17 protein-coding genes and 1 tRNA gene are annotated in these 23,947 nt (G+C 72.4%); 10 read left to right on the forward strand and 8 right to left on the reverse strand.

The window, feature by feature from the left end; genetic code table 11:
• From AOK17_RS08260 to AOK17_RS47710, 3 genes are all read left to right on the forward strand, one after another.
• Positions 1–1,117 (forward strand): PP2C family protein-serine/threonine phosphatase (locus tag AOK17_RS08260; RefSeq protein WP_055611680.1); only part of this gene is annotated, 1,117 nt, incomplete at its 5' end.
• Positions 1,118–1,241: 124 nt separating this feature from the next.
• Positions 1,242–2,588 carry a vWA domain-containing protein gene (locus AOK17_RS08265; protein ID WP_055611681.1) on the forward strand — a complete coding sequence of 449 codons (1,347 nt, stop codon included), beginning with the start codon at positions 1,242–1,244 and terminating at the stop codon, positions 2,586–2,588.
• Between the two features lie 117 nt (positions 2,589–2,705).
• Positions 2,706–4,136 (forward strand): FHA domain-containing protein, encoded by a 1,431-nt coding sequence (locus AOK17_RS47710; protein ID WP_063997186.1) that lies wholly within the window; start codon positions 2,706–2,708, stop codon positions 4,134–4,136.
• Positions 4,137–4,190: 54 nt separating this feature from the next.
• On the opposite strand, the gene AOK17_RS08275 is transcribed toward AOK17_RS47710, so the two are convergent.
• The gene (locus AOK17_RS08275) at positions 4,191–5,180 is read right to left on the reverse strand and encodes a methyltransferase domain-containing protein (RefSeq protein ID WP_055611683.1); all 990 of its coding nucleotides are present in this window, start codon (positions 5,178–5,180) and stop codon (positions 4,191–4,193) included.
• A gap of 192 nt (positions 5,181–5,372) precedes the next feature.
• Between AOK17_RS08275 and AOK17_RS08280 the strand changes: the two genes are divergently transcribed.
• From AOK17_RS08280 to AOK17_RS08295, 5 genes are all read left to right on the forward strand, one after another.
• Positions 5,373–5,777: a globin gene (locus tag AOK17_RS08280; RefSeq protein WP_055611684.1), complete on the forward strand. Its 405-nt coding sequence runs from the start codon at positions 5,373–5,375 to the stop codon at positions 5,775–5,777.
• A gap of 240 nt (positions 5,778–6,017) precedes the next feature.
• Complete coding sequence (locus tag AOK17_RS08285) at positions 6,018–9,464, forward strand: ABC transporter permease (RefSeq protein WP_245697055.1); 3,447 nt, start codon at positions 6,018–6,020, stop codon at positions 9,462–9,464.
• A gap of 1 nt (position 9,465) precedes the next feature.
• Positions 9,466–12,555, forward strand: a complete 3,090-nt coding sequence (locus AOK17_RS08290) for an FtsX-like permease family protein (RefSeq protein ID WP_079052868.1) — start codon at positions 9,466–9,468, stop codon at positions 12,553–12,555.
• Complete coding sequence (locus tag AOK17_RS50665) at positions 12,552–12,788, forward strand: hypothetical protein (RefSeq protein ID WP_157881285.1); 237 nt, start codon at positions 12,552–12,554, stop codon at positions 12,786–12,788. Before AOK17_RS08290 ends, AOK17_RS50665 begins: the two co-directional genes overlap by 4 nt.
• Positions 12,785–13,753, forward strand: a complete 969-nt coding sequence (locus tag AOK17_RS08295) for an ABC transporter ATP-binding protein (RefSeq protein WP_055611686.1) — start codon at positions 12,785–12,787, stop codon at positions 13,751–13,753. Before AOK17_RS50665 ends, AOK17_RS08295 begins: the two co-directional genes overlap by 4 nt.
• Before the next feature lie 3 nt (positions 13,754–13,756).
• Here the strand turns inward: AOK17_RS08295 and AOK17_RS08300 are convergent, their stop codons facing one another.
• From AOK17_RS08300 to ettA, 3 genes are read right to left on the reverse strand one after another with little or no spacing between them, the layout of a single operon-like run.
• Positions 13,757–14,488, reverse strand: coding sequence for a DUF8010 domain-containing protein (locus AOK17_RS08300; protein ID WP_055611687.1), 732 nt, complete (start codon positions 14,486–14,488; stop codon positions 13,757–13,759).
• Positions 14,485–14,904, reverse strand: coding sequence for an acyl-CoA thioesterase (locus AOK17_RS08305; protein ID WP_055611688.1), 420 nt, complete (start codon positions 14,902–14,904; stop codon positions 14,485–14,487). Before AOK17_RS08305 ends, AOK17_RS08300 begins: the two co-directional genes overlap by 4 nt.
• Before the next feature lie 4 nt (positions 14,905–14,908).
• Positions 14,909–16,573, reverse strand: coding sequence for an energy-dependent translational throttle protein EttA (ettA, locus tag AOK17_RS08310; protein ID WP_079052869.1), 1,665 nt, complete (start codon positions 16,571–16,573; stop codon positions 14,909–14,911).
• 260 nt (positions 16,574–16,833) lie between these two features.
• Between ettA and AOK17_RS08315 the strand changes: the two genes are divergently transcribed.
• Entirely contained in the window at positions 16,834–17,238 is a 405-nt protein-coding gene (locus AOK17_RS08315; protein ID WP_055611690.1) for a pyridoxamine 5'-phosphate oxidase family protein, read from the forward strand.
• 203 nt (positions 17,239–17,441) lie between these two features.
• Here the strand turns inward: AOK17_RS08315 and AOK17_RS08320 are convergent, their stop codons facing one another.
• From AOK17_RS08320 to AOK17_RS08335, 4 genes are all read right to left on the reverse strand, one after another.
• Entirely contained in the window at positions 17,442–18,848 is a 1,407-nt protein-coding gene (locus AOK17_RS08320; RefSeq protein ID WP_079052870.1) for a Cys-Gln thioester bond-forming surface protein, read from the reverse strand.
• A gap of 275 nt (positions 18,849–19,123) precedes the next feature.
• A complete protein-coding gene (locus tag AOK17_RS08325) occupies positions 19,124–19,600 on the reverse strand; it encodes a single-stranded DNA-binding protein (protein WP_055611692.1) in 477 nt (158 codons plus the stop codon).
• 243 nt (positions 19,601–19,843) lie between these two features.
• Positions 19,844–21,982, reverse strand: a complete 2,139-nt coding sequence (locus AOK17_RS08330) for a GTPase (protein WP_245697056.1) — start codon at positions 21,980–21,982, stop codon at positions 19,844–19,846.
• Positions 21,983–21,984: 2 nt separating this feature from the next.
• Positions 21,985–23,502 (reverse strand): dynamin family protein (locus AOK17_RS08335; protein ID WP_245697057.1); only part of this gene is annotated, 1,518 nt, incomplete at its 5' end.
• Positions 23,503–23,889: 387 nt separating this feature from the next.
• On the opposite strand from AOK17_RS08335, the gene AOK17_RS08340 reads away from it, so the two are divergent.
• Positions 23,890–23,947: transfer RNA gene (locus AOK17_RS08340), tRNA-Arg, on the forward strand.

Below are 23,947 nucleotides of genomic sequence, written 5' to 3' on the forward strand. Positions count from 1 at the left end.
GTCGCCCCCCGCCGCACCGCCGCTGCCGCCGTCCCCCGCACCTGCGCCGCAGCCCGCCGCCCAGCCCGGCGTCCAGCCCGCCCCGCAGGCGTCCGCTCAGGCGTCCGCGGAACCGGACGAGTACCCGCTCGCCGCGCCGCTGCCTCCCGAGGTGGCGCCCGCCGATCCGCGTACGGCCGACCTTCCGACGCCCCCCGCGGGCCTGAAGGTCTGTGTGGCCTGCCGTGCGGGCCAGGTCGACCGGGACGGCTACTGCGAGAACTGCGGGCACGCGCAGCCGCGCGAGCGCGACCACATGGAGCAGGAGCTGGGCTCGGTGGCCGCGGTCAGCGACCGGGGGCTGCGCCACCACCGCAACGAGGACGCGTTCACGGTGTCCTCGACCGCGCTGTCCGACGGCTCGCCCGCGGTGGTCGCGATCGTCTGTGACGGCGTCTCCTCGGCGACCCGCCCCGACGAGGCCTCCCTGGCCGCCTCCCGCGCGGCCAACGAGTCCCTCCTGGCGGCCCTGCCGCGTGGCACGCACCCGCAGCAGGCGATGCACGACGCGATCCTCGCGGCCTCGGAGGCGGTCAACTCCCTGGCGGACCGCAGCGCTCCGGCCCACGAGCACCAGCCGCACGTGAACGCGCCCGCCTGCACCATCGTCGGCTCCGTCGTCACCCCCAGCCTGCTGATCGTCGGCTGGGTCGGCGACAGCCGCGCCTACTGGGTGCCCGTGGACCGGTCGTCACCCCCGGCCCGGCTGACCGAGGACGACTCCTGGGCCGCCCAGATGGTCGCCGCGGGCCTGATGAGCGAGGCCGAGGCGTACGCGGACGAGCGCGCCCACGCCATCACGGGCTGGCTCGGGGCGGACGCGTACGAACTGGAGCCGCACACCGCTTCCTTCAAGCCGGACCGGCCAGGTGTAGTGGTGGTGTGCACCGACGGACTGTGGAACTACGCGGAGGCGGCCGAGGAAATGGCCGAGGTCATCCCGCCCGACGCCGCGGACCGTCCGCTGCACAGCGCCCAGGTCCTGGTGGGCCACGCCCTGGACGGCGGGGGCCACGACAACGTAACAGTGGCCGTCGTGCCGTTCCCGGCCCCGTCTCAGGGGGCAGGATCGGCCTGAGGCCGAAGCGGTACGAGCCGTACGAAACGGCATCGGCCTCGGAGGGGCCAGGACCGGAGGGGACCGGTCCGCCCACCGACATCACCCACACCTCGTGGGAGTCCTGAGGGGGAGCAGAGAAGGCATGGCCAATTTCTCGAAGTCGAACGTGCCGCAGTTCTCGGTGGACGTGTACCAGAACGAGTACCTGCCGGAGGGTGGCCGCGAGGTCAGCGCGATCGTCACGGTGACCTCGACCGGCGGCGGCACCGTGGGCAGTGCCGTGGCGGCACCCCACCTCTACACGCCCGGTGAGGGCCCGGACGCGGCCGTGGCGATCATGGTCGACTGTTCGGGGTCCATGGACTATCCGCCGACGAAGATGCGGGGTGCCCGGGACGCGACGGCCGCGGCGATCGACGCGGTGCGCGACGGGGTGCACTTCGCGGTGATCGGCGGGACGCATGTGGCCAAGGAGGTCTACCCGGGCGGCGGCCGGCTCGCCGTCGCCGACGCGACGACCCGCGACCAGGCCAAGCAGGCGCTGCGCAAGCTGAGCGCGGGCGGCGGCACGGCGATCGGCACCTGGCTGCGGCTGGCCGACCGGCTGCTGTCCTCGGCGGACGTCGCCATCCGGCACGGCATCGTGCTCACCGACGGCCGCAACGAACACGAGTCGCCCGAGGACCTCAAGGCCGCGCTGGAGGCCTGCGCGGGCCGGTTCACCGCGGACGCGCGGGGCGTCGGCACGGACTGGGAGGTCAAGGAGGTCACCGGGATCGCGTCCGCGCTGCTCGGCACCTCCGACATCGTCGCCGACCCGGCGGGCCTGTCCGCCGACTTCACGCAGATGATGGAGACGGCGATGGGCAAGGAGGTCGCGGACGTGGCGCTGCGGCTGTGGACCCCGGTCGGCACGTCGATCAAGTTCGTCAAGCAGGTGGCGCCCACGGTCGAGGAGTTGACCGACCGCCGCACGGAGGCGGGCCCGCGCGCCGGGGACTACCCCACCGGCTCCTGGGGGGACGAATCCCGCGACTACCACGTGTGCGTCGAGGTCCCCGAGGCCGACCTCGGCCAGGAGATGCTGGCCGCCCGCGTCTCGCTGGTGATCCCGCAGGGCGACGGCACCGCCCAGACACTGGGCGCCCAGGGTCTCGTACGGGCCGTGTGGACCGACGACATGGCGGCGTCCACGTCGATCAACCCACAGGTCGCGCACTACACAGGTCAGGCGGAACTGGCACAAGTCATCCAACAGGGCCTGGATGCCCGCAAAGCGGGAGATGTCGACGGCGCAACGGCCAAGCTGGGGCGGGCCGTTCAGCTCGCCAGCGCCTCCGGAAACGCGGATACGGCGAAACTGCTTTCGAAGGTGGTGGACGTGGTCGACGCCGCGGCAGGTACTGTGCGATTGAAGGCGAAGGTCGCGGAGGCCGACGAGATGACTCTCGAGACACGGTCCACAAAGACTGTTCGTGTAAAGAAGTAGAGCGGTACGCACTCGGCAGCGAGCGCGGTGACGAGCAGGCAGTAACCAGCAGTACGCAAGCGGTTTGCACGATTTGCGGCCCTCTCGGGCCGGAACAGGAGAGGGGGAAGCGCCGACATGCCGACCTGCCCGAACGGACACCAGTCGGGTTCCGACGACTGGTGCGAGGTCTGCGGTCACCGCATGGCCGGTGCCGTGCCCCCGCCACCTCCACCGCCGCCCCCGGCGGCCGGCTACGGCTATCCGCCGCCCGGTTCGCCCCCGCCGCCCGGCCAGGGTGGCCGCCCGCATCTCTCCGCGGTGCCCGACGCGCCCTCGGCCGAGCTCTGCCCGCAGTGCCGTACTCCGCGTGAGGGCGGGGCGCCGTTCTGCGAGGAGTGCCGGTGGAACTTCCTGACGAACACGGCGACCTCGTACACCCCGGCCGCGCCGCGTCCTCCGGGGCCCGGCGCCGGTCCTGGTCCCGGCGGTCCGGGCGGGCAGAACCCGGCGCTGCGCTTCCAGCAGCAGCCGCCGCCCGGGCAGCCCTCCGGCGGGTACGACTACCAGGGCTCGCGGCCCTCGCAGATGAACCGGCCCGCCGAGCCGATCCCGCCGTACGGCGAGAACCCCTCGGGCTTCCCCGGTGATCCGTCACGACCGGTTCCGCCGCCGCCCGGGCCTGGCGGCACGGGACCCGGGATGCCTGGCGGCTTCGGCGGTCCTGGTGGGCCTCCTGGCGGACCCGGTGGGCCCGGTGGCCAGGGCGGGCCTGGTGGCCCCGGTGGCCCGAACGGTCTCGGTGGTCCTGGCGGGCCCGGCGGGCCGAACGGTCCCGGCGGTCCGGGTGGCCATGGCGGTCCCGGCGGTCCCGGTGCTCCGCAGGGGTACCAGCAGTCCGGCCCGCCCGCTCCTCCCGCGTACCCGCAGGAGACCAGGCACCCTCAGGGTCCCGGCGGTCCCGGCGGTCCTGGCGGGCCCGGCGGCCCCGGAGGGCAGTCCTTCGGCGGCGGTGAGGACGACTGGGTGCTCCCGCCCCCGTCGACCGGTACGCCCGGCGGTCCTGGTGGCCCCGGCGGTCCGCCCGGCCCGGGCGGTGGCTACGGCTACCCGCAGCCCGGCGCGACGCAGGCGCCCCCCGGCTACCAGCAACAACAACAGCCGCTGTCGTGGAGCATCACGATCGGACCCGACCGTGAGTACTTCATGGCGATGATGCAGCGCTCGGGACCGGAGGCCGCGGGCCTGAACCTGCCCGCGTACTCCCCCGAGCAGCAGCGTCCGCTCACCGGCAACCAGATCACCATCGGCCGCCGCCGTCACTCCACGGGTGAGTCCCCGGACATCGACCTGGCAGTGCCGCCGGAGGACCCGGGCGTCTCGCACCAGCACGCGGTGCTCGTCCAGCAGCCCGACGGCAGCTGGGCGGTCGTCGACCAGAACTCCACGAACGGCACCACGGTCAACGGCGCCGAGGAGCCCATCCAGCCGTTCGTCCCCGTACCGCTGCAGGACGGCGACCGGGTGCACGTGGGCGCGTGGACGACGATCACGATCCGACGGGGCTAGGCGAGAACGTGTACATCCGTGCCGCCCGGTACCGAAAGGCACCGGGCGGCACCGTCATGGCAGGGGCCAGGCGTACGGCCCTGCGGGATCGTCCAGCCACGCCCACGCACGGCCGCCGTCGACCGTGATCCCGTACCGCTGCCGGGGCGGCTGCCCCTCGCGCTCCCAGATCGCGTACGCCTCGTGCGGGTCGAGGCGGCCCGCCGTGAGGGTCAGCAGGAAGCGGAGCAGCTCGTGGTTCCTGGTCCGGCGCGGCAGCTCCGCCAGGTCCGCGTCCGGGAGTTCGGGTCCGGGCCGGCCGCCGCCGCGCAGGGGCACGAAGTAGGCGGGCGTGTGCAGGAAGCGGCCCTCGGCGTACCCGGAGTCGCGCACCCGCAGCGCGATGAGGCCGGTGGCGAACGGCGCGAGGATCCGGGCGCCCGGGGCGCACTGGGCCAGCCAGGCGCGCGGGATCGTGCTGAGCGTGCAGGTCGCGATGATCCGGTCGAAGGGGGCTCGCTCCGGGCAGCCGCGCGCCCCGTCGCCGGTGACGACGGTGGGGTGATGGCCTGCGAGGGCCAGGTGCCGCCGGGCGGAGTCGGTGATCTCCGGGTCCAGATCGACCGTAGTGACCTGCCCGTCGCCCAGCCGGTGCGAGAGCAGGGCCGCGTTGTAGCCGGTGCCCGCGCCGATCTCCAGGACCGCGTCGCCGTCCCGTACCGCCAGCTCGGCCAGCATCTTCGCCATCAGGGAGGGCTGGCTGCTGGACGAGAGCAGCTCGCCGTCGCGCACCCGGGTGGCCAGCGGGGCGTCCGCGTACGCGCCGCGCACCCAGTTCTCCCGCCTGCGCGGGCTGGGATCCTCGCCCCACCGGCGCTCGTAGCCGCCGGCGAGCGCGCCGACGTAGTAGTACGGCACGAAGAGGTGGCGCGGGACGCTCTCGAAGGCCTCCCGCCAGACCGGGTCGGCGGCCCAGGCCCCGCTCGCCTCGATCTCGCGCACCAGCGCCGCCCGCGCCGTGGCGGCGAGGTCGTCGAGACCGGGGTCGATGGCGTGCGCGCCCATACCTCCACTGTGCTGCCGGACGGGCCGGGAGGCGAGCGCCGGGGACGACCGATCCGGAACCGGCCCTTCAACAATCCGGATCCGGCCCTTCGATGGTCCCGAACCGGCCCGTCGATGATCCGGAACCGGCCCTTCGATTCGGGTGGTCCTAAGCCTTGAGTCCTCGGTCACCCCGTCTGAGACCATGGAGGCGTGAAAGAGATTCCGCGCGGCACGCTTCAGGAGCAGACCTTCTACGAGCAGGTCGGCGGCGAGGAGACCTTCCGTCGACTGGTGCACCGGTTCTACGAGGGTGTCGCCGAGGACCCGCTGCTGCGGCCCATGTATCCCGAGGAGGACCTGGGCCCGGCCGAGGAGCGCTTCACCCTGTTCCTGATCCAGTACTGGGGCGGCCCGACCACGTACAGCGAGAACCGCGGTCACCCCCGGCTGCGGATGCGGCACGCCCCGTTCGCGGTCGACCGCGCGGCGCACGACGCCTGGCTGAAGCACATGCGGGTCGCCGTCGACGAGCTCGGCCTCTCCGAGGAGCACGAGCACACGCTGTGGAACTACCTGACGTACGCGGCGGCGTCGATGGTGAACACGGAGGGCTGAGCACCGCCGGGCCGGATGCCCGCGCGGCCTGAAGCCGTCGGGCTGGACTCGGTCGCCGCCCCCCGTAGACGCGCGCATTCCGGTCGCGTGTCGCCGGATTCCGGTCACGATCCGGTCAAAGTCGGTTCTCAAGCGCTTACCCCGGGGCCGTCACCTCTGACAGCATCGCCCGAAGATCCGGAGTGACGGGGATTCCGGGATACGGCGGGGGGCCGGGTGACGGGGTTCGTTTTTTCGCGCGTGCGGGCACATCGACTGCTGCTGACCGCCGCGCTGCTGACCGTCGTGCTCACCACGGCGGTCCTGGCGACCCTCACCGCGTACTCCGGCGCGATCGGTGACGCCGCCCTGCGCCACTCGCTCCTCGACACCTCTCAGGGTGCCGGGCGCGAGGAGAGCGCGGCGGCCACGACGCTGATCGTCAAGGCCGACGTGCCCCCGCAGGAACGCGCCGCCGCCGACAAGGCCGTACGGGAGGGCGCGCGGCGCACCTTCGACGGGCTGCCGGTGACGCTGCGGACGCTGACGCGGTCGGGGCCGTACGCGCTGCCGAGGTCGCTGCAGCCCGCCGCCGAACGCTCGGGCGATCCGGACCTCACACACTTCGCGGCGCTCGACCGGACCCAGGTGCGGATGGTCTCGGGCCGCCTGCCCGGTGCCCCTGGGGACGACCGCGAGATCGAGGTGGCCCTTCCCGAGGCTGCCGCGCGGGAACTCGCGCTGAAGGCGGGCGCCCGGCTGACGCTCGTCGACCGGTTCGGCGGGCCCAAGGTGCGGATCCGGGTGACCGGGGTGTACCGGCCCGCGCGCGTCACCTCCCCCTACTGGCAGTTGGAGGACCTGCGCGGACGCGGGGTCAGCAGGCTGGACTTCACGACGTACGGGCCGCTGCTCGCCGATCCGACGGTGCTCGCGACGGCGGCGACGGGTAGTGGGCAGAAAGGTGGGACGGACCAGGCAGGCGTGACGGTGAGCGCCGGGCAGACCGGCTGGCTGGCGTCCGCCGACTTCTCCACGGTGACGACGGGGCGGATCGACGCCCTGCGGGACGCGGCGCGCTCCGGGCCCCGTTCGCTGCTCAAGTCCCCCTCGCTGCACGGCACCACGGCCGTCACGACATCGTTGCCGGAGGAACTGGACCGGGTCGAGCGGTCGTTGCTGGTCTCCCGTTCGACGCTGCTGATCGTGGCGCTCCAGCTCTCGCTGCTCGCCGGGTACGCGCTGCTGCTCGTGGCCCGGCTGCTGAGTGTCGAACGGGCCGGTGAGACACGGCTGTTGCGGGCGCGCGGCGCCACACGCGGGCGGGTCGCGCGGCTCGCCGCGCTGGAGGCGCTGCTGCTGGCGATTCCGGCCGCGGTGTGCGCGCCGCTGCTCGCGGGGCCTTTGACGCGGCTGCTGGCCGGGCAGGGGGCGCTGTCGCGGATCGGGCTGCGGCTGGACACCTCGGTGACGGCCGGCGGTGTGTGGGCGGTGGCGGCCGGGGTGGCCCTCGGCTGCGCGCTGGCGGTGACCCTGCCCGCGCTGACCGGGGGTTCGGGAGGCGGCGGCCGGGCCCGGGCACTGCCCGCGCCGGTACGGGCCGGTGCGGACGTGGGGCTGCTGGTGATCGCGGCCGTCGCGTACTGGCAGTTGAGCAGCCAGAAGTCCGGTGCCGTCACCGACGACCGTTCGGGCACGCTCGGCATCGACCCGCTCCTCGTCTCCGCGCCCGCGCTCGCCCTGCTCGCCGGAACCGTGCTCACCCTGCGTCTGCTGCCTCCCGTCGCCCGTCTCGCGGAGCGCCGCGCGGCGAGCGGCCGGGGGCTGCCGACGGCGCTCGCGGGCTGGCAGTTCAGCCGCCGTCCGATGCGCGGCGCCGGGCCCGTCCTGCTGCTCGTCCTCGCCATCGCCATGGGCATGCTCGCGATCGGCCAGGGCGCGTCCTGGGACGGCTCGCAGGACGACCAGGCGGACTTCAGGGCCGGCACGTCCGTACGTGTGACGGGGGCCGGCGAGAGCGGACTGGGACAGGCCGGGACGTACTCGGCGGTCGACGGTGTGAGCGGTACGGCTCCCGCGGTGCGTACGACGCTGCCGCTGTCCGGGAACCGGACGGCGACGGTGCTGGCGCTGGACACGGCGGACTCCGGGGGCGAGGACGGTTTGCTGATGCGCGGGGATCTGGCCCAGGAGCCGGTGGGGCGGATGCTGGCCGGGCTCGGACCGAAGGGGGCCGCGTCGCCCGGCGCGGTGCTGCCGAAGGGGAGTACGCGGCTGGGCCTGGTGCTGCGGATCCGGGCGGAGGCCGCGCCGGTGAAGAAGGGCTCGGACGCTTCGGACTCGGGCACTGAGGGGTCGGGCTCGGACCCGGCGGGGTCAGGTTCGGGCTCGGGCCCGGCGGCGTTCCGATCCGAGATGTCGGCGGACGTAGCGGTGACGCTGGAGGACCGGTACGGCACCCCGTACCGCATGTCCGTCGGAGAACTGCCCGCCGACGGACGGGCCCACCAACTCACCCTGGACCTGGCGAAGGCGGCCGAGGCCCCGGCCGGCCGGGCCGCCGAGCCGCTGGCGCTGACCGGGATGCAGTTGGACATGCTGCAGCCGACGGGTCGCGCCGAGCGCCACCTGCTCTCCGTCGAGGAGTTGACGGCCACGGGAGCCGACGGGGCGAAGCAGAGTATTCCGCTGCCCGCGTCCTGGCTGGCGAAGTCCCGCAGCAACAGCAGCACGGCGGATCCCGAGGCCGACTCCAGCCCGTCGGCGGCGACCGTGAAGTCCGGGAAACCGCTGACGGTCGGCTACGGCACCGGCTACGTACCCAGCGACTACGCCTGGGAGGTCGCGTCGTTGACGATCAGGCTGCGCGTGGACCGGCCCGACGTGCCCGAGGTCGCGGCGGTCGCGACGGACGGCTATCTGAAGGCCGCGGGCGCGCGTACGGGGCAGCGGGTGGACGTGACCTTCGGCGGCTCTGCCGTACCGGTGCGGATCGTGGACCACGTGCGGGCGCTGCCGACCACGCAGGACGCCGGTGGCGGGGACCCCTCCGGCGGGGCGCTGCTGGTCGATCTCCGGTCCGTGAACCGGGTGTTGGAGCAGCGGTACGGGGAGAGCGTCGCGCCCAGCGAGTGGTGGCTGCGGACCGAGCCGGGGGAGGCGGCGCGGGTGGCCGCGGAGCTGCGCGAGCGGCCCGATGTCGAGCCGTCGCAGGTGGTCGTGCGCGACGAGGTCGCCGAGCAGTTGCGGGACGACCCCTTCGGGGCGGGTCCTGAGGCGGCGTTCGCGGCGGCGTCCCTGGTCGCGGCGGCGCTGGCGGCGGTCGGCTTCGCCGTGAGCACGGCGGGCTCGTTGCAGGCGCGCAGCGGTGAGTTCGCGCTGTTGCGCGCGCTGGGGGCGCCTCGGCGTCAGCTCGCCCGGCTGGTCGCCGCCGAGCAGGGCGTGCTGATGGCGCTGGCGTTGGTGGTGGGGGTGGCGCTGGGGGCGGTTCTCACCCGGGCGGTGATTCCGTTGATCGTGCTGACGTCCGGAGCGAGCCGGCCGGTCCCGGAGGTCCTGGTGGAACTGCCGCTCGGCCAGGTCTTGTTCCTGCTGGCCGCCGTGGTGGTCGCCCCGCTGGCCGTCACCGCGGTGCTGGCGCTGCGGCGGGAGGACACCGCTCCCTCGCTGCGGTCGATGAAGTCGCTCAACGGGCAGGACGGTGAGTGAGATGGGGAGTGATTCCGGCTCGGGCGGGCGCCCGGACCTCCGGCGGCCCGGCTCCGACGAACGTACGGGCCAGCGGCGACCCGGTTCCGACGGGCGTCCGGGCCTCCTGCGACCCGGTTCCGACAGACGTCCGGGCCTCCGGCGGCGGGACCACTCCGTCGCCCCCTGGATCCGTACCCGGCTACGCACGGCCCCCGGCGCCGCGGTCGCCCTCGCGCTCCTGGTGATGGCGACCGCCTGTCTGGCCGCGGCCTTCCCCCGTGCCGTCGAACGGTACGAGGACGCGGGCCTGCGCCGAGCCGTCGTGGACGCGACGGCTCCCAGGACCTCCCTTCAGGTGTCCGCCCCGCAGCCCGGCACGTACATCCCGCAGTCGGAACGTGAGTCGGCCGTGAGCCCGGACAGCATGCGCAAGTCGTACGAGCGGTTGTTGAACGTGGTGGAACGGCCCCTCGCCGTCGACCCCGCGCAGTCCACGTACGGCGTCCGCAACGTCAACAACCTCGAAGCGGCGGAGACCTGGCTGCCGATGCCGAGCGGGCTGCCCGCACAGATGTCGCTCGCCGCGCAGAGCGGGCTCGCCGAGCACTCCAAAATGAGCGCGGGCCGCCTTCCGCGCGCCGGGGACACGGTGACCGCCGCGACCCGGGAGGTGGAGGCTGCGGTCACCACGGAGACCGCCAAGCGCCTCCACATCAAGGTGGGTTCGGTGATCCACGTGCCCGGCATGCAGCGCGACCCGCTCGCCGTGCGCATCACCGGCATCGTCGTCCCGCGTGACCCCGAGGGCGTGTACTGGACCACGCAGCCCCTTCTGCGCACCCCGTCCCTGATCCGGCCGCCCACGCAGGGCGCCGAGCCGGAGACCTACTGGCTGGGCGCGCTGCTGCTGCCGCCGGCCGCGGCCCCGGTGCTCCTCGGCACCCCGGGCGAGCCCGCGCGCTACTGGCTGCTCAACCCGGACCCCGCCGCGCTCACCGCGCACGACCTGCCCCGGCTGGGCAGCGCGGTCGCCTCGCTGGAATCGGGCCCGGGCCTGGTGAAGGTCCGCGCGTCCACGGACGCGGACACCGGTGTGAGCACCGACCTCGACGAGGTGCTCACCTCGTACGCCGAACTCCGGTCCGGCGTCCGGCCCCTGGTCTCCGTCGCCGCCTTCGGCACCGGTGCGGTCGCGGTCGTCGTCCTGCTGATGGCGGGCCGCCTCACCGCCGACCGCCGCCGCACCGAACTCGCCCTCCTGCGTGCCCGCGGCGCCTCGCTGCGCGGGCTCACCAGGCGGCTGCTCACCGAGACGGCGGTGGTCGCGCTGCCCGCGGGCGCGCTCGGCCTCGCGGGCGCGCTGCTCCTCGTCCCGTACGGCCGCGCGCAGTACGCCGTCGGGGCGGCCCTCGCGGTCACCCTCCTCGCCTGCGCCGCGCTGCCCCTGCGCGCCCTGGCCGCCCACCGGGTCGTAGGGGTGCACGGCGCCCGCGAGGACCTCACGTCCGTACGTCCCTCACGGCGCCGCACCATCGCCGAACTCACCCTGCTCGTGCTGGCGTCGGCCGCGGTGCTCGCGCTGCGCAACCGGGGAACGTCGGGCACCTCCGACGAGGCGCTCGACTCCGGCACCTCCGGCGACCTGGGCAGCTCCGGCGACCAACTCGTCGCGATGGCCCCGGTGTTGATCGGTGTCATCGCCGCGCTCGTCCTGGTCCGGCTCTATCCGCTGCCGCTGCGCTGGCTGGCCCGGCCCGCCGGGCGGATGCGCGGCGCGATCGGCCATCTGTCGCTGGCCCGCGCGGGCCGCACCTCCGTCTCCACGGTGCTCCCGCTGCTCGCCCTGCTGACGGCGCTCACCACCGCCGCGTTCGGGGGTTCGGTCCTCGCGGGCGTCGCGGACGCGCGGGACCGTGCGGCCGTGCTCAACCTCGGCGCGGACGCCCGCGTCGAGGCGGAGGACCCCCTCCCGGCCTCCCTGCCGGAGCGGGTCCGCTCGGCACCCGGCGTGCAGGAGGTCACTCCCCTGAGCATCGCGTACGAGGCCAAGCCGGGCGCCGGCGTGGAGTCGGTACCCCTGGCCGGGGTGGACCCCGAGGGGTACGCGCGGCTGGCGGGCCGGACGGGTCTCGGGGCGTTCCCGGCGGGCGAGTTGAAGGCTTCTCCGGCCGACGGCCCGTCGAAGCCAGGCACCGACGGCGGCTCGGCGAAGCCCGGCGACAGCGGCCCGTCACAGTCCAGCGCCGACGGCTCGGCGAAGCCCGGCACCGAAGACTCGGCGGAGGCCGGCGGCAGCGGCTCGGCGAAGGCCCCGCTTCCCGCCCTCGCCTCCTCCGCCGTCGCCGACCGCTACGGCACCCGTCCCTTCTCGCTGCGGCTGTCGGACGGCAGCGACGTCACCGTCCGCATCACCCTCGTACGCGACCTGACCCCGGCCCTGCCGGGCACGGACTTCCTCATCGTGGACCGGGCCGGCCTCGGCACCGTCGCCGCACGCCCGACCACGCTCCTGGTGACGGGCGACCACGTGAGCGGGCGCGCTCTGCGCAAGGCTGTCGCCGCCGCTACGGGGTCGGGCGCCGATACCGGCGCCACCGCCCGTGCCGACGTACGGCTGCGTTCGGAGGAGCGCGCGCGTTACGTCGACTCCCCTCTGCAGTCAGGCGCGGAACGCGTGTACGCCGCCGCGGTGGCGGCGGGCTCCGGATACGCCGTACTCGCGCTGCTGCTGGCCCTGGTACGCGCCGCGCCCGAGCGAGCCGCCCTGCTGGCCCGGCTGCGCACGATGGGCCTCACCCGGAGCCAAGGGCGCCGACTCCTCGTACTGGAGGCGCTGCCCCAGGCCCTCCTCGCCGCGGCGGGCGGTGTCCTGACCGGATGGGCCGCGGTCCGGCTCCTGGCCCCGGGCATCGACCTCACCTCCATCGCCCTGGCCACCCCCGGCGGCGCACCCCCGACCGGCACCGCCGCCCTGCACACGGACCCGGCGTCCCTCTTCCTGCCCGCCCTGACCGTCCTCCTCCTGGCCACCGGAATAGCGGCGGGCCAGGCGTGGTGGACGGGCCGGCGTGGGTCGGTACGGGAACTGAGGGCGGGGGACAGCCGATGACCAGCGGCAACGGCGGAGACGTACGCATCGCGACGGCCGACATCGGCGGACGCGTGCCTTCCACGACGGCCGGGACCGGCGCGGGCATGCCCACCACGACGGCTAGGACTTACGCGGGCATGCCCACCGCGAGAACCGGCCCCCTCGGCAGCAACGCGCCCTCAACGACGACAACAACTGGCACCGGCGGAGACGTGCCCTCCACGACGATCACCACGGGAGTCGCCCGATGACCACCACCGAGCCCACCGGCCCCAGCTTCGCCGATCTGGCCGAACGTGCCGCCGCCCGGCGCGACCGGCCCGCCTACGGTCACGACGCCCTGATCACCTGCGACCGGCTGGTGCGGATCTTCTCCGCGGACGGCGTCGAGGTCCAGGCGCTCCAGGGTCTCGATCTCCTCGTCCGGGAGGGCGAGTTGATGGCGCTGGTGGGTGCGTCCGGCAGTGGCAAGTCGACCCTGATGAACATCCTGGCCGGTCTGGACACCCCCACCGCGGGCGCCGCCCGGGTCTCGGGCCACGACCTGCTGACCATGAACGCGAAGGACCGGCTCCGCTACCGCCGCGACACCGTCGGCTTCGTCTGGCAACAGACGGCCCGCAACCTCCTGCCCTATCTGACGGCCGCCCAGAACGTCACCCTGCCGATGCAGCTCACCGGCGCCCGCAGGAACCGTCGCGCCCAGTCCGAACGCGCCCTGGAACTCCTGGAGTTGCTGGGAGTCGCCGACTGCCGGGCCCGCCGCCCGTTCCAGATGTCCGGCGGTCAGCAGCAGCGCGTGGCCATCGCCGTGGCCCTGGCCAACGCCCCCGCCGTACTCCTCGCCGACGAGCCCACCGGTGAACTCGACTCACACACCGCCGAGCAGATCTTCGCCGCCTTCCGCACCGCGAACGAACACCTCGGCACCACCGTCGTCATCGTCACGCACGACCAGGCGGTCGCCGGCGAGGTCCGCCGCACGGTCGCCATCCGCGACGGCCGCACCTCCACGGAGGTTCTGCGCCGCACCGAGGTCGACGCCACGACCGGCCACGAGACGGTGGTGGCCCGCGAGTACGCGATGCTCGACCGCGCGGGCCGGCTGCAGCTCCCCGCCGAATACACCGAGGCCCTCGGCATGCGCGACCGCGTCGCCCTGGAACTGGAACCGGACCACATCGGCGTGTGGCCGGACGACAGCGAGCACGACTGACGCTCAGCGAACGCTGACGTCCAGCGCCCCAAGTCCCGCCCTGCGCACGGCGATCGACCCGTACGGCGTACGCAGCCTGAGCCAGGCACCCGCCGAGAGCAGCCGTAGCACGGCCCCGTCGGGCACGGCCGTGTTCGTGGCCGAGGCCGCCGCCGTGCCCGTGGTCGCGGCCGGGCGCGCGGGCCGCAGGAAGCCCAGTGACTGGGCGGCGTGCGCGGCCCGCACGGGGAGTTCGGTGTCGCCGACCGGCCGGGACCAGATCTCCCGCCCGATCCGGTCGAGCGCGCTCCGCGTCCGCCCCTCGGGTGCCAACTCGTCTATGCGCGAACGGAATTCGGCGACCGCCCCGGCCACCATGGTCCGCACGGCGTCGGGCCCGGGCAGCCCCGGCTCGGACCGCCAGCCCCCGCGGGGCGGCAGCACCCCGGCCCACGGCGGGCCGGTGACGGCGGCGGGCACGGCCGCGGTGGCCTCCGACTCGTCGAGGGACTCCAGGAGTTCACCGGCCGAGACGGTCACGTCGAGCGACAGGTCGAGGCCGTTCTCGTACGGCTTGTCGAGGCGGGCCGTACGGATCGCGAGCACCTCGAACGACGGTGGCCGGCCGAACACCGCGAGCGTCGTCCCCGACGCCTGCAGCCGCACCGCGGCCGCGCGGTCGTAATGGATCAGCCGGGCCAGGAAGGCGGCGAGGTCCGCCGCCTCCCCCTCGTCAGCGAGGTGCAGGGCCGTCATGCCGCGACGGCCCCCGCAGGATCGTCCTCGTCGTCCGCGTACTCCGCGAGGAACTCCCGCTCCTCGGCGGTGAGACGGCGCGGTCGCTGCGCCTCGAAGTCGTACGGCACTATGACCGTCTGGGCCCGGACATACACCTGGTCCGGGTCCTTGACCTCGTAGGCGATGGTGAACGACGCCGCCCTCACCTGCGTGACCCACAGCTCGATGTCCACCGGCTGATGCCGGTGGACCAACTGCTGCTTGTAGTCGATCTCATGGCGTGCCACCACGGACCCCTGCTGGAAATCCTTGTCCGGGCGGAACAGGAAGTCGATACGCGCCTCCTCCAGATAGCGGAGGAAGACCACGTTGTTGATGTGGCCGTACGCGTCCATGTCCGCCCAGCGCAGTGGGCAGCGGTAGATGTGCCGCAAGAGATCAGCCCCGGGTCAGCTTCTTGTAGGTGGCGCGGTGCGGACGCGCGGCGTCCGGTCCGAGCCGCTCCACCTTGTTCTTCTCGTACGACTCGAAGTTGCCCTCGAACCAGTACCACTTCGACTCGCCCTCGTAGGCAAGGATGTGCGTCGCGACCCGGTCCAGGAACCAGCGGTCGTGGGAGATGACCACGGCCGCACCCGGGAACTCCAGGAGCGCGTTCTCCAGCGAGGACAGGGTCTCGACGTCCAGGTCGTTGGTGGGCTCGTCGAGGAGCAGCAGGTTGCCGCCCTCCTTGAGGGTCAGCGCCAGGTTCAGACGGTTGCGCTCACCACCGGAGAGGACACCGGCGGGCTTCTGCTGGTCCGGGCCCTTGAAGCCGAAAGCGGACACATAGGCCCGCGACGGCATCTCGACCTGGCCGACGTTGATGTAGTCGAGCTCGTCGGAGACGACGGCCCACAGCGACTTCTTGGGGTCGATGTTGGCGCGGCTCTGGTCGACGTAGCTGATCTTGACGGTGTCGCCGACCTTGATCGCACCGGAGTCCGGGGTCTCAAGGCCCTGGATCATCTTGAAGAGCGTGGTCTTGCCGGCGCCGTTGGGACCGATGACCCCGACGATCCCGTTGCGCGGCAGCGTGAAGCTCAGGTCGTCGATGAGGACCTTGTCGCCGAACGCCTTGGAGAGGTTCTGGACCTCGACGACGATGGACCCCAGACGCGGGCCCGGCGGGATCTGGATCTCCTCGAAGTCCAGCTTCCGCATCTTGTCGGCCTCGGCTGCCATCTCCTCGTAACGGGCGAGGCGCGCCTTGGACTTGGTCTGCCGGCCCTTGGCGTTGGACCGGACCCACTCCAGCTCTTCCTTGAGCCGCTTCTGACGCTTCTCGTCCTTGCGGCCCTCGACCTTGAGGCGGGTCGACTTCTTGTCGAGGTACGTGGAGTAGTTGCCCTCGTAGGCGATCGCACGGCCGCGGTCCAGCTCAAGGATCCACTCGGCGACGTTGTTCAGGAAGTACCGGTCGTGAGTGACGGCGATGACGCAGCCCGCGTACTTCGAGAGGTGCTGCTCCAGCCAGTTCACCGACTCGGCGTCGAGGTGGTTGGTGGGCTCGTCGAGGAGGAGCAGGTCCGGGGCCTCGATCAGCAGCTTGCAGAGCGCGACGCGGCGCTTCTCACCACCGGAGAGGTTGACGACCGGCCAGTCGCCGGGCGGGCAGCCCAGCGCGTCCATGGCCTGCTCCAGCTGCGCGTCGAGGTCCCAGGCATTGGAGTGGTCCAGGTCTTCCTGGAGCTTGCCCATCTCGTCCATCAGCGCGTCCGAGTAATCGGTCGCCATCAGCTCGGCGACCTCGTTGAAGCGCTTGAGCTTGCCCATGAGCTCGGCGGCACCGTCCTGGACGTTCTCCAGGACCGTCTTGGTCTCGTCCAGCTCCGGCTCCTGCATGAGGATGCCGACGCTGTAACCGGGCGTCAGGAACGCGTCACCGTTGGACGGCTGCTCAAGGCCCGCCATGATCTTGAGAACGGTGGACTTACCGGCACCGTTCGGCCCGACCACGCCGATCTTCGCGCCTGGCAGGAAGTTCAGGGTGACGTCATCAAGAATCACCTTGTCGCCGTGCGCCTTGCGCGTCTTGCGCATGGTGTAAATGAACTCAGCCAAGAGAAACCGTCCGGACGCTTGAAATCGGCAGTGGGCAGATACACCCCATCTTGCCGTACCGCCACCCCTCGAAGGAAACGCGTTCGGGCCGGGGGCCAGTGACTGGACGCCACCCAATCACTCCCGTAACCGGGCCGTCACTTAACGTCGCCGTGCGACGCCGCGAAACCGCCTTGGCCCCATGGGCGTAGGACTTACGCCCGAGGCTTTCGGGTCGTGCGCCCGAGGTGTTACGGCCGGGATGCGGGTGGGATGGGTGCATGAGTGATCTTGTTGTGCCGCCTGGGGACGCTGTTCGCGATCGGCTGGCCCGGGAGAGGAACGCCTGGCTGTGCACAGTGCGCCGGGACGGGTCTCCCCATGTGACACCCGTCTGGTTCGTCTTCCTGCGGGACCGCTGGTGGATCGGGGTGGACGGGGTCTCGGTGAAGGTCCGCAATCTCGAAAGGTTCTCGCGGGTCTCGCTGGCTCTGGAGGACGGCATGTCCCCCGTCGTGGCCGAGGGGGAGGCCGTGCTGCGCCGCGGACTGTTCCCGGAGGAGATCAAGGAGGCCTTCGCCGCGAAGTACGAATGGGACGTCTCCGCCCCGCGTACACCGGACGGAGAGCGCGTCCTGCTCGAAGTCTCCGTTCGGCGCTGGCTGCTGGCCGGTGTGGCTCAGTGATCGCCGCACGCCCCCGGGCCACCGAAGGGCGGGCCAGGGCCGCGTGCGCATGGGGATGGGGCGGGGACGAGGCGGCGACAGTGCGTCAAGGAGTCAGCGAGCGGTTACCCACTGTCCAGTTGTCAAGGTGCCGTCTTCTTCGTGCCGTCTTCTTCGTGCCGTTCTCTTCGTGCCGTTCTCTTCGTGCCGTTCTCTTCGTTTCTTCAGTCCTGCTCGGGGGTCTTCTTCTTGCGGACGAAGAGCACCGCCGCGCCGCCGATCACGACGAGGCCGATCGCGATCCCGGCTATCACCGGGGTGGAGCTGGAGGCGCCCGTCTCGGCGAGGTCGACCGTGGTGGCGGAGGTGCCGCCCACCGTGGCCGGGCTGGGTTCGCTCAACGTCTGGGTCGTCTCGCCGGCGGTACTGCTCTGCGTCCGGCAGTCGAGTACGCCCTTGAACCGCTTCTCGTAGCCGTTCGGCCCCTTGATCGTGAAGTCGTACGCCTGGTCCTCCTGCAGCGGGATCGTCACGGTCCGTGACTCGCCTACCGCGATGGTGTGCTCGACGCCCATCAGCTCGAAGGTGAACGCCTCGTCACCCGCGTTGACCGCCGTGATGTCCACGCCGCCCTTGGCGCAGTTCTTCTCGGCCGACAGCGCGGGTATCGCGCCGGTCTTCGCCCAGTTCGCGGTGGCCGTCGCCGAGACCGTCGACTCGCTGGAGCCGGCCAGGATCTGGGTCTGACTCCTGGTCTCGGAGGCGAAGGCCCGGCCGACCGGCACGGTGGTCGAGGCCTGCACCGTCAGCGCGGCCGAACCGTCCGCGGTGTCCTCTGGGACGTCGAAGAACAGTTCGCCGCCGTCGGCCGCGGACGTGATCTCATTGCCGTCCTTGTCGACGACCAGCACTCCGCTGGTCGCGTCGGCGGGCGGCGTGACCGTCACGCTGTCCGCGTTGGTGTGCACGGTGACCGGGCCGAGCAGTTCGCCCGCGTGACCGGAGACCGCGGGCGGGTCCAGGGTCAGCGAGGCCTCGGGCTCCGCGAGGTTGCGCGCGTCGCGCTGCAGGTAGTCGGCGAGCTTCTCCGCCTGCGGGTCGACGGCGTCCACGTCGGCACCGTCCGAGTACCGCCAGATCGCGACCTGCGTGCCGGCCGCCGCGTCCTGCTCGGTGAGACCGCTCGCACCGGCCTTGGCGGCCAGCGCGGCGAGGTCGTTCACCTGCGGGTAGGAGTTCTGCAGGATCCAGCGGATCCGGCCCGCGTCGGGGTTGCCGTTCAGCGACGTGCCGCTCCAGGGCGTCTCCTGGTACTTGGCGTCCATCTGCGTCGGGGTGTGGAGGTCGACGCAGTAGGTCTGCAGGGTGCCGCCGTTGTCGACGGACATCTCGAACAGCCCCGCGGGCACCTGCTTGTCCTCGCCGTTCTCGTGGATGACGGCGATTCCGGACGTCTTCAGCTCACCTATGGTGGCGGTCGCGCCGCCCCGGCTCAGGGGGAGTTCGTCGGCGGCGGCCGTGCCCGCGGCCGTCAGAGCGCTCACGGCAGCGAGTCCGGACACCAGCACCGCCGCGGCGAGCCGGGCGGCGCCCCGCCCGCGCACGGACGACGCAGAGAACGAAGAAAGCACAGAATTCCCTTCGAGCAGGACCCGTTGACGTGGGGGGTTACGGTCCCACCAGCAGAATCAGCGGCCCCGAGAGCTATGCCCGGCATCCTAAGGACGGGGCGCACCTCTCTCCCCGGTCATGACATCGGACAAGCGATCCGACTCGGAATCGTTATCGCCGAGATGAGGCGTGAGCTGGGCTTATCGACAAATCCATGGGGACCGTTCGGAATACATTCACCGATAAGCCGCACTTCGGTCAGACGGTGAATCCAGTACCTGGTGTGTACCTGATGTCACGTCACCAGAGCCGGTTCCTGACTCTGTTGCTGTTGAGGGGTCTCGGCCGCCTGAACCGTCGGTTCCGTCTCCCAGTTGGGCTCCGGCCTGGCCGGTGTCTCCGACGGCGTCTCGCCCTTGTGGGCCCGCCGGAACGCGGCCGTGCCGCGCGCCAGATCGTGGCCGATCGCCGTGGCCTCGATGTCCGCGCCCGTCCGCGACTGCCCGTCGCGCTGCTCGGAGCGGATCTTCAGCCTCCCCCGCACCACGAGTGGCTCGCCCACGGAGACGGACGCCTGCACGTTCGTCGCGAGCGCCCGATTGGCCCAGACCGTGAAGAAGTTGGTGTGCCCGTCCGTCCAGGCGTTCTTCTCGCGGTCCCAGTACCGCTGCGTCACCGCCAGCCGGAACCTCGCCGACGCGCCCATCGCCGTCTCCCGGAACACCGGCTGCGTCGCCACGTTCCCCACCACACACACCGTCGTCTCGTTCATCGCGGAATCCCTCCCTGCCCACGCCGACGGGCCCGTCCCGTACGGCTGCGTCCGGTGCGGCGAACGCGATGTGATCGCGTCGTGATCGCCGCGGTTCCAGACTGCCTCCGCCGGCCCGAGCCCGCTGAGCGCTGTGGGCCACCGCCCGGTTGTGGACAACTCCGCCACCCGAACGAGGACTTCCCCCCGCCAGTGCCTGCCTGACAGCTCCCTCCCCCAGCCCCGCGAACCGTCATCCGGCCCCTAGACACCGACCCCCGTGACCCGCAGGTACTGCTCCCGCACCTCCCGGTACCGCAGCAGCTCCGCCGCCAGCGGATCGAGGACCCGGGCCCGGCCGCACCCGGCCGCCGCCTCCCGCAGCCGCCGTTCCGCCTCCAGCCCGTACCGCCGCGCCGGCCCGCGCGCCGCCAGCCTGCAGGCCCACTCGACGCCCGGTCCGCCCACGATTCCGATCACCATCAGCAGCACCGGCACCCCGAGATTCGGCGACATGAAGCCGACGACCTGCCCCAGCAGCCAGAGCCCGCCGATGGCCTGAAGGACCGTCATGGCCGCCTGGGCCAGTACGGCGACCGGCCACCAGCCGGGCCGCGGCGGCCGTCCGACCGGCGCACCGGCTCGTACGGCCAGCTCGTCGAGCGCCTCGCACAACCCCTGTGACCCTCGTACGGCCGCCTCGCGCACCGCCTGTGCCCAGGGCGTGGGCAGGCCGCCCGCCGCCTGCTCGGCGACCGTACGGACCGCCTGCTCGACGCGCTGCCGTGCCGTGGCCTCCTCGTCGGCGTGGGTCCGTACGGAGAGGCGCCCGGTCGGTGGTTCGCGCCGGTCCTGGTACCAGCGCCACAGCCGCAGCCAGGGCGTGCCGCACGCGCGGTTGGCGTTGCGGCGCCACGCGCGCTCGGCCGCCTCGCCCGCCGCCGTGGCACCGACCGCGTCCGCCAGCCGGTCGGCGAACTCGTCGCGCGCCTCCTCGGTGAGCCCGGCCTGCCGCCGGTTCGCGTAGACCGGCCACAGACGGGCCGCTGCCGCGTCCACATCGGCGGAGATCCGGCGCGCCGCCGCTCCCCGCTCGGCCACGAAGTGACCCAGTACCTCGCGCAGTTCCGGGACACCGTCCCCGGTGAGCGCGGACAGGGAGAGGACGGTCGCGCCCGGCTCGCCGTACTCGCCGAGCGCGATCCCGTCCTCGTCGAGCAGCCGCCGCAGGTCGTCGAGGACCTGATCGGCGGCCTCCCCGGGCAGCCGGTCGATCTGGTTGAGGACTACGAAGGTGACCTCCGCGTGTCCCGCCATGGGCCGCAGATAGCGCTCGTGCAGCACGGCGTCGGCGTACTTCTCCGGGTCGACGACCCAGATGACGGCGTCGACGAGCGCCAGGATGCGGTCCACCTGTTCGCGGTGCTGGACGGCCGCGGAGTCGTGGTCGGGCAGGTCCACCAGGACGAGCCCGCGCAACTGCGCCTCGGCCTCCGCGCTCTGCAGCGGTCGCCGTCGCAGCCGCCCGGGGATGCCGAGCCGGTCGATGAGGCTCGCCGCGCCGTCGCTCCAGCTGCACGCGATGGGCGCGGCAGTGGTCGGCCTGCGTACCCCGGTCTCCGAAATGGCCACTCCGGCGAGCGCGTTGAAAAGCTGCGACTTGCCGCTTCCGGTGGCGCCCGCGATGGCGACGACGGTGTGCTGTCCGGAGAGCCTGCGCCGCGCGGTGGCCTCGTCCAGGACCTGTCCCGCCTCGGCGAGCGTCCTGCTGTCGAGCCGGGTGCGGGAGAGCCCCACCAGTTCACGCAGCGCGTCGAGACGGGACCGCAGCGACCCGTCGTACGCGAGAGGGGTCACTACGGGTGGCCTGCTGTCCACGACTGCCTCCTTCACGGGCCTGACGTGTCCCTCCGCCGTGGGGGACACGCGCCGCGCGATCAGCCCGTCGTCCCAGGAGACGCCGGATTCCGCGGCGTCGGCGGCGTCCGCGCCCGCCGTGCCGTCCGCACGGCCCTTGTTGCCAGGGCCGTCGATGCCGGCGATGCCGTCCGCGTCGTCCCCGGAAGCGGGCCTCTCGGGGTAGTCGTCGATCTCCACGCGCACGAGCCCGAACATGCGGCTCTCCGAACGGACACCGCCCTTGCCGGCGCCCCTCTTGCCTGAGTCCTTACGGAAGTCCTTCTTGCCGAAGTCCTTCTTGGGGGCGTCCTTCTTGCCGACGTCCCTCTTGCCGACGTCCTCCTTGTCGACGTCCCTCTTGCCGGGGTCCTTCTTGAGGGCGTCCTTGTGGTCGGTCACGAAATCGTCCTCCACGCGCGCGTGCCCATTGCCGCTGCCCTCGCGCCCTTCGTCGTCTCCGGGGTGATCGGCGTGATCCGTGTGGTCCGTGACGGCGGTCACCACGATCACCTCTCCTTCTGCAGTACGGACAGCGCGGCGATGAGTTCGGCCTGGGGTTCGGGGTGTACGTCGAGTGCGTCGAGCGGCGCGAGCCGCCGCTCCCGTTCGGTGTGCAGGGTCTTGTCGAGGTAGTCGCTGAGCAGCCGCCCGCCCTTGTCACGCAGCCGCAGGGCGCCGTGGGCCCCGATCCGCTCGGCGAGCCCTTCACCCGCGGACCGCGCCCGACGACCGCCCAGGAGCGCGGTGGCGACCAGCGCAGCCACCACCTCGGGATCCGGCGCGACGCTCTTCTCAAGGGCACGCACCTCCTCCTCGGCGTACTCCTCGAGGATCCGCCGCCAGCGCCGTACGGCCATCCCGATGCGGTGCTCGGCGCTCTCCAGCGTCGGATCACGGTCCGTCAGCCCCGGCGCGGACGCTCCGGGTTCGCGGCGCCAGGCCTCGTCGATGCGCTCGTCGGCGGCCGTGACGGCGCACAGCAGCAGCGCGGCCAGGCTCTCGGCGAGCGCGTCGAGCAGTTCGCCGGCGGTGCAGTCCAGCGGATAGCTGCGCCACCGCTTGAGCGCGTCACCGGCGAGCACGGCCCCGGCCTGCAAACGGCCCCGTACGCGCGCGTGCTCGCTGTCGTACGCCCCGTCGACGGCCGCGGTGAGCCGCAGGGCGGCGGCGTACTGCGCAGCCGCCGCACCGGCCAGCTCGGGCATCCGTGTCTTCAGCGAGTCGAGCACCCCGTACGCCGTGCGTGCCATCGCCTGCTGTCGGGCTCCCGGGTCCTCCACCTGTTCCGTGAGCCAGGCGAGCAGGGGCGCCACCGCGGTGGCCGGAAGCAGCCCCCCACCCCATGCCGACTCGGGCAACTCGGGCACGGTGAAGCGGGGTACGTCGCCGAGTCCCGCCTTGGCGAGGAGCGCGCCGTACTGACGCGACACCTCCGACACGACCTGGTGGGGCACCCGGTCGAGGACCGTGACGAGCGTCGCGTCGTGTTCCTTCGCGGTACGCAGCAGATGCCACGGCACCGCATCCGCGTACCGGGCAGCCGTGGTGACCATCACCCAGATGTCGGCAGCGCAGATCAGTTCGGCGGCGAGCACCCTGTTGTCGGCCACTAGGGAGTCGATGTCGGGCGCGTCCAGGAGGGCGAGCCCGCGCGGGAGGGTGTCGGCGGTCTCGATGCGCAGCACGCGCCCGTCGTCCTCACCCGGCAGCAGTGGGTCGTCCCCGGCGTCCTGTTGGGGCACCCACACGCGCGTGAGGTCGGGCAGTACGCGCATACCGCTGAACCAGTGATGGTCCTCCGGGTGGCACACGAGCACCGGGGTGCGGGTCGTGGGCCGCAGTACCCCGGCTTCGCTGACCCGCCGTCCCACAAGGGAGTTGACCAGTGTGGACTTGCCCGCCCCGGTCGATCCTCCGATCACGGCGAGCAAGGGTGCTTCGGGTTCTCTCAACCGGGGCACGAGATAGTCGTCGAGTTGCGCGAGCAGTTCGTCGCGGTTGGCACGCGCGCGTGGAGCCCCCGCNNGGCGACACGGTCGCGCAGGGCGGAAAGTGCGTCGAGCAGCTGAGGCCGTACGTCCAAGGTCACCACATGCGAAGAATGCCCAATTTTGGAGGCTTTCTGAAGCATATGAGCATGTCTGCGCGCCGATCAGACATACGAGGCGGAAGGGACGCATGGGGCGCAGGCATAACGAGTGCACAACACCCGGGGCGTGAGACGCCAAAAGCGATGCACGATTCGCACCTGCCTGCGATTATCAGGACCGCTTCACTGAACCTCCACATCGAGCCACGGAGGCGAAGCACCAAGGACAGGGACCCGGGCGCTCTATCCTTGTCCCCGGCAAGGTCACGGACCCGCCCACACCCGGGCACCAGCACCACAGGCCACCACACCCGGCCCCCGTAGCTCAGTGGATAGAGCAGGCGCCTTCTAAGCGCTTGGCCGCAGGTTCGAGTCCTGCC

The sequence above is a fragment of the Streptomyces phaeochromogenes genome (genome assembly GCF_001418655.1).
Classification (GTDB): domain Bacteria; phylum Actinomycetota; class Actinomycetes; order Streptomycetales; family Streptomycetaceae; genus Streptomyces; species Streptomyces phaeochromogenes.

Coding starts and splice junctions, on each gene's coding strand:
- AOK17_RS08265 (WP_055611681.1), top strand. CDS start 1,242: ATGGCCAATTTCTCGAAGTCGAACGTGCCGCAGTTCTCGGTGGACGTG.
- AOK17_RS47710 (WP_063997186.1), top strand. CDS start 2,706: ATGCCGACCTGCCCGAACGGACACCAGTCGGGTTCCGACGACTGGTGC.
- AOK17_RS08275 (WP_055611683.1), bottom strand. CDS start 5,180: ATGGGCGCGCACGCCATCGACCCCGGTCTCGACGACCTCGCCGCCACG.
- AOK17_RS08290 (WP_079052868.1), top strand. CDS start 9,466: ATGGGGAGTGATTCCGGCTCGGGCGGGCGCCCGGACCTCCGGCGGCCC.
- AOK17_RS50665 (WP_157881285.1), top strand. CDS start 12,552: ATGACCAGCGGCAACGGCGGAGACGTACGCATCGCGACGGCCGACATC.
- AOK17_RS08295 (WP_055611686.1), top strand. CDS start 12,785: ATGACCACCACCGAGCCCACCGGCCCCAGCTTCGCCGATCTGGCCGAA.
- AOK17_RS08300 (WP_055611687.1), bottom strand. CDS start 14,488: ATGACGGCCCTGCACCTCGCTGACGAGGGGGAGGCGGCGGACCTCGCC.
- AOK17_RS08315 (WP_055611690.1), top strand. CDS start 16,834: ATGAGTGATCTTGTTGTGCCGCCTGGGGACGCTGTTCGCGATCGGCTG.
- AOK17_RS08325 (WP_055611692.1), bottom strand. CDS start 19,600: ATGAACGAGACGACGGTGTGTGTGGTGGGGAACGTGGCGACGCAGCCG.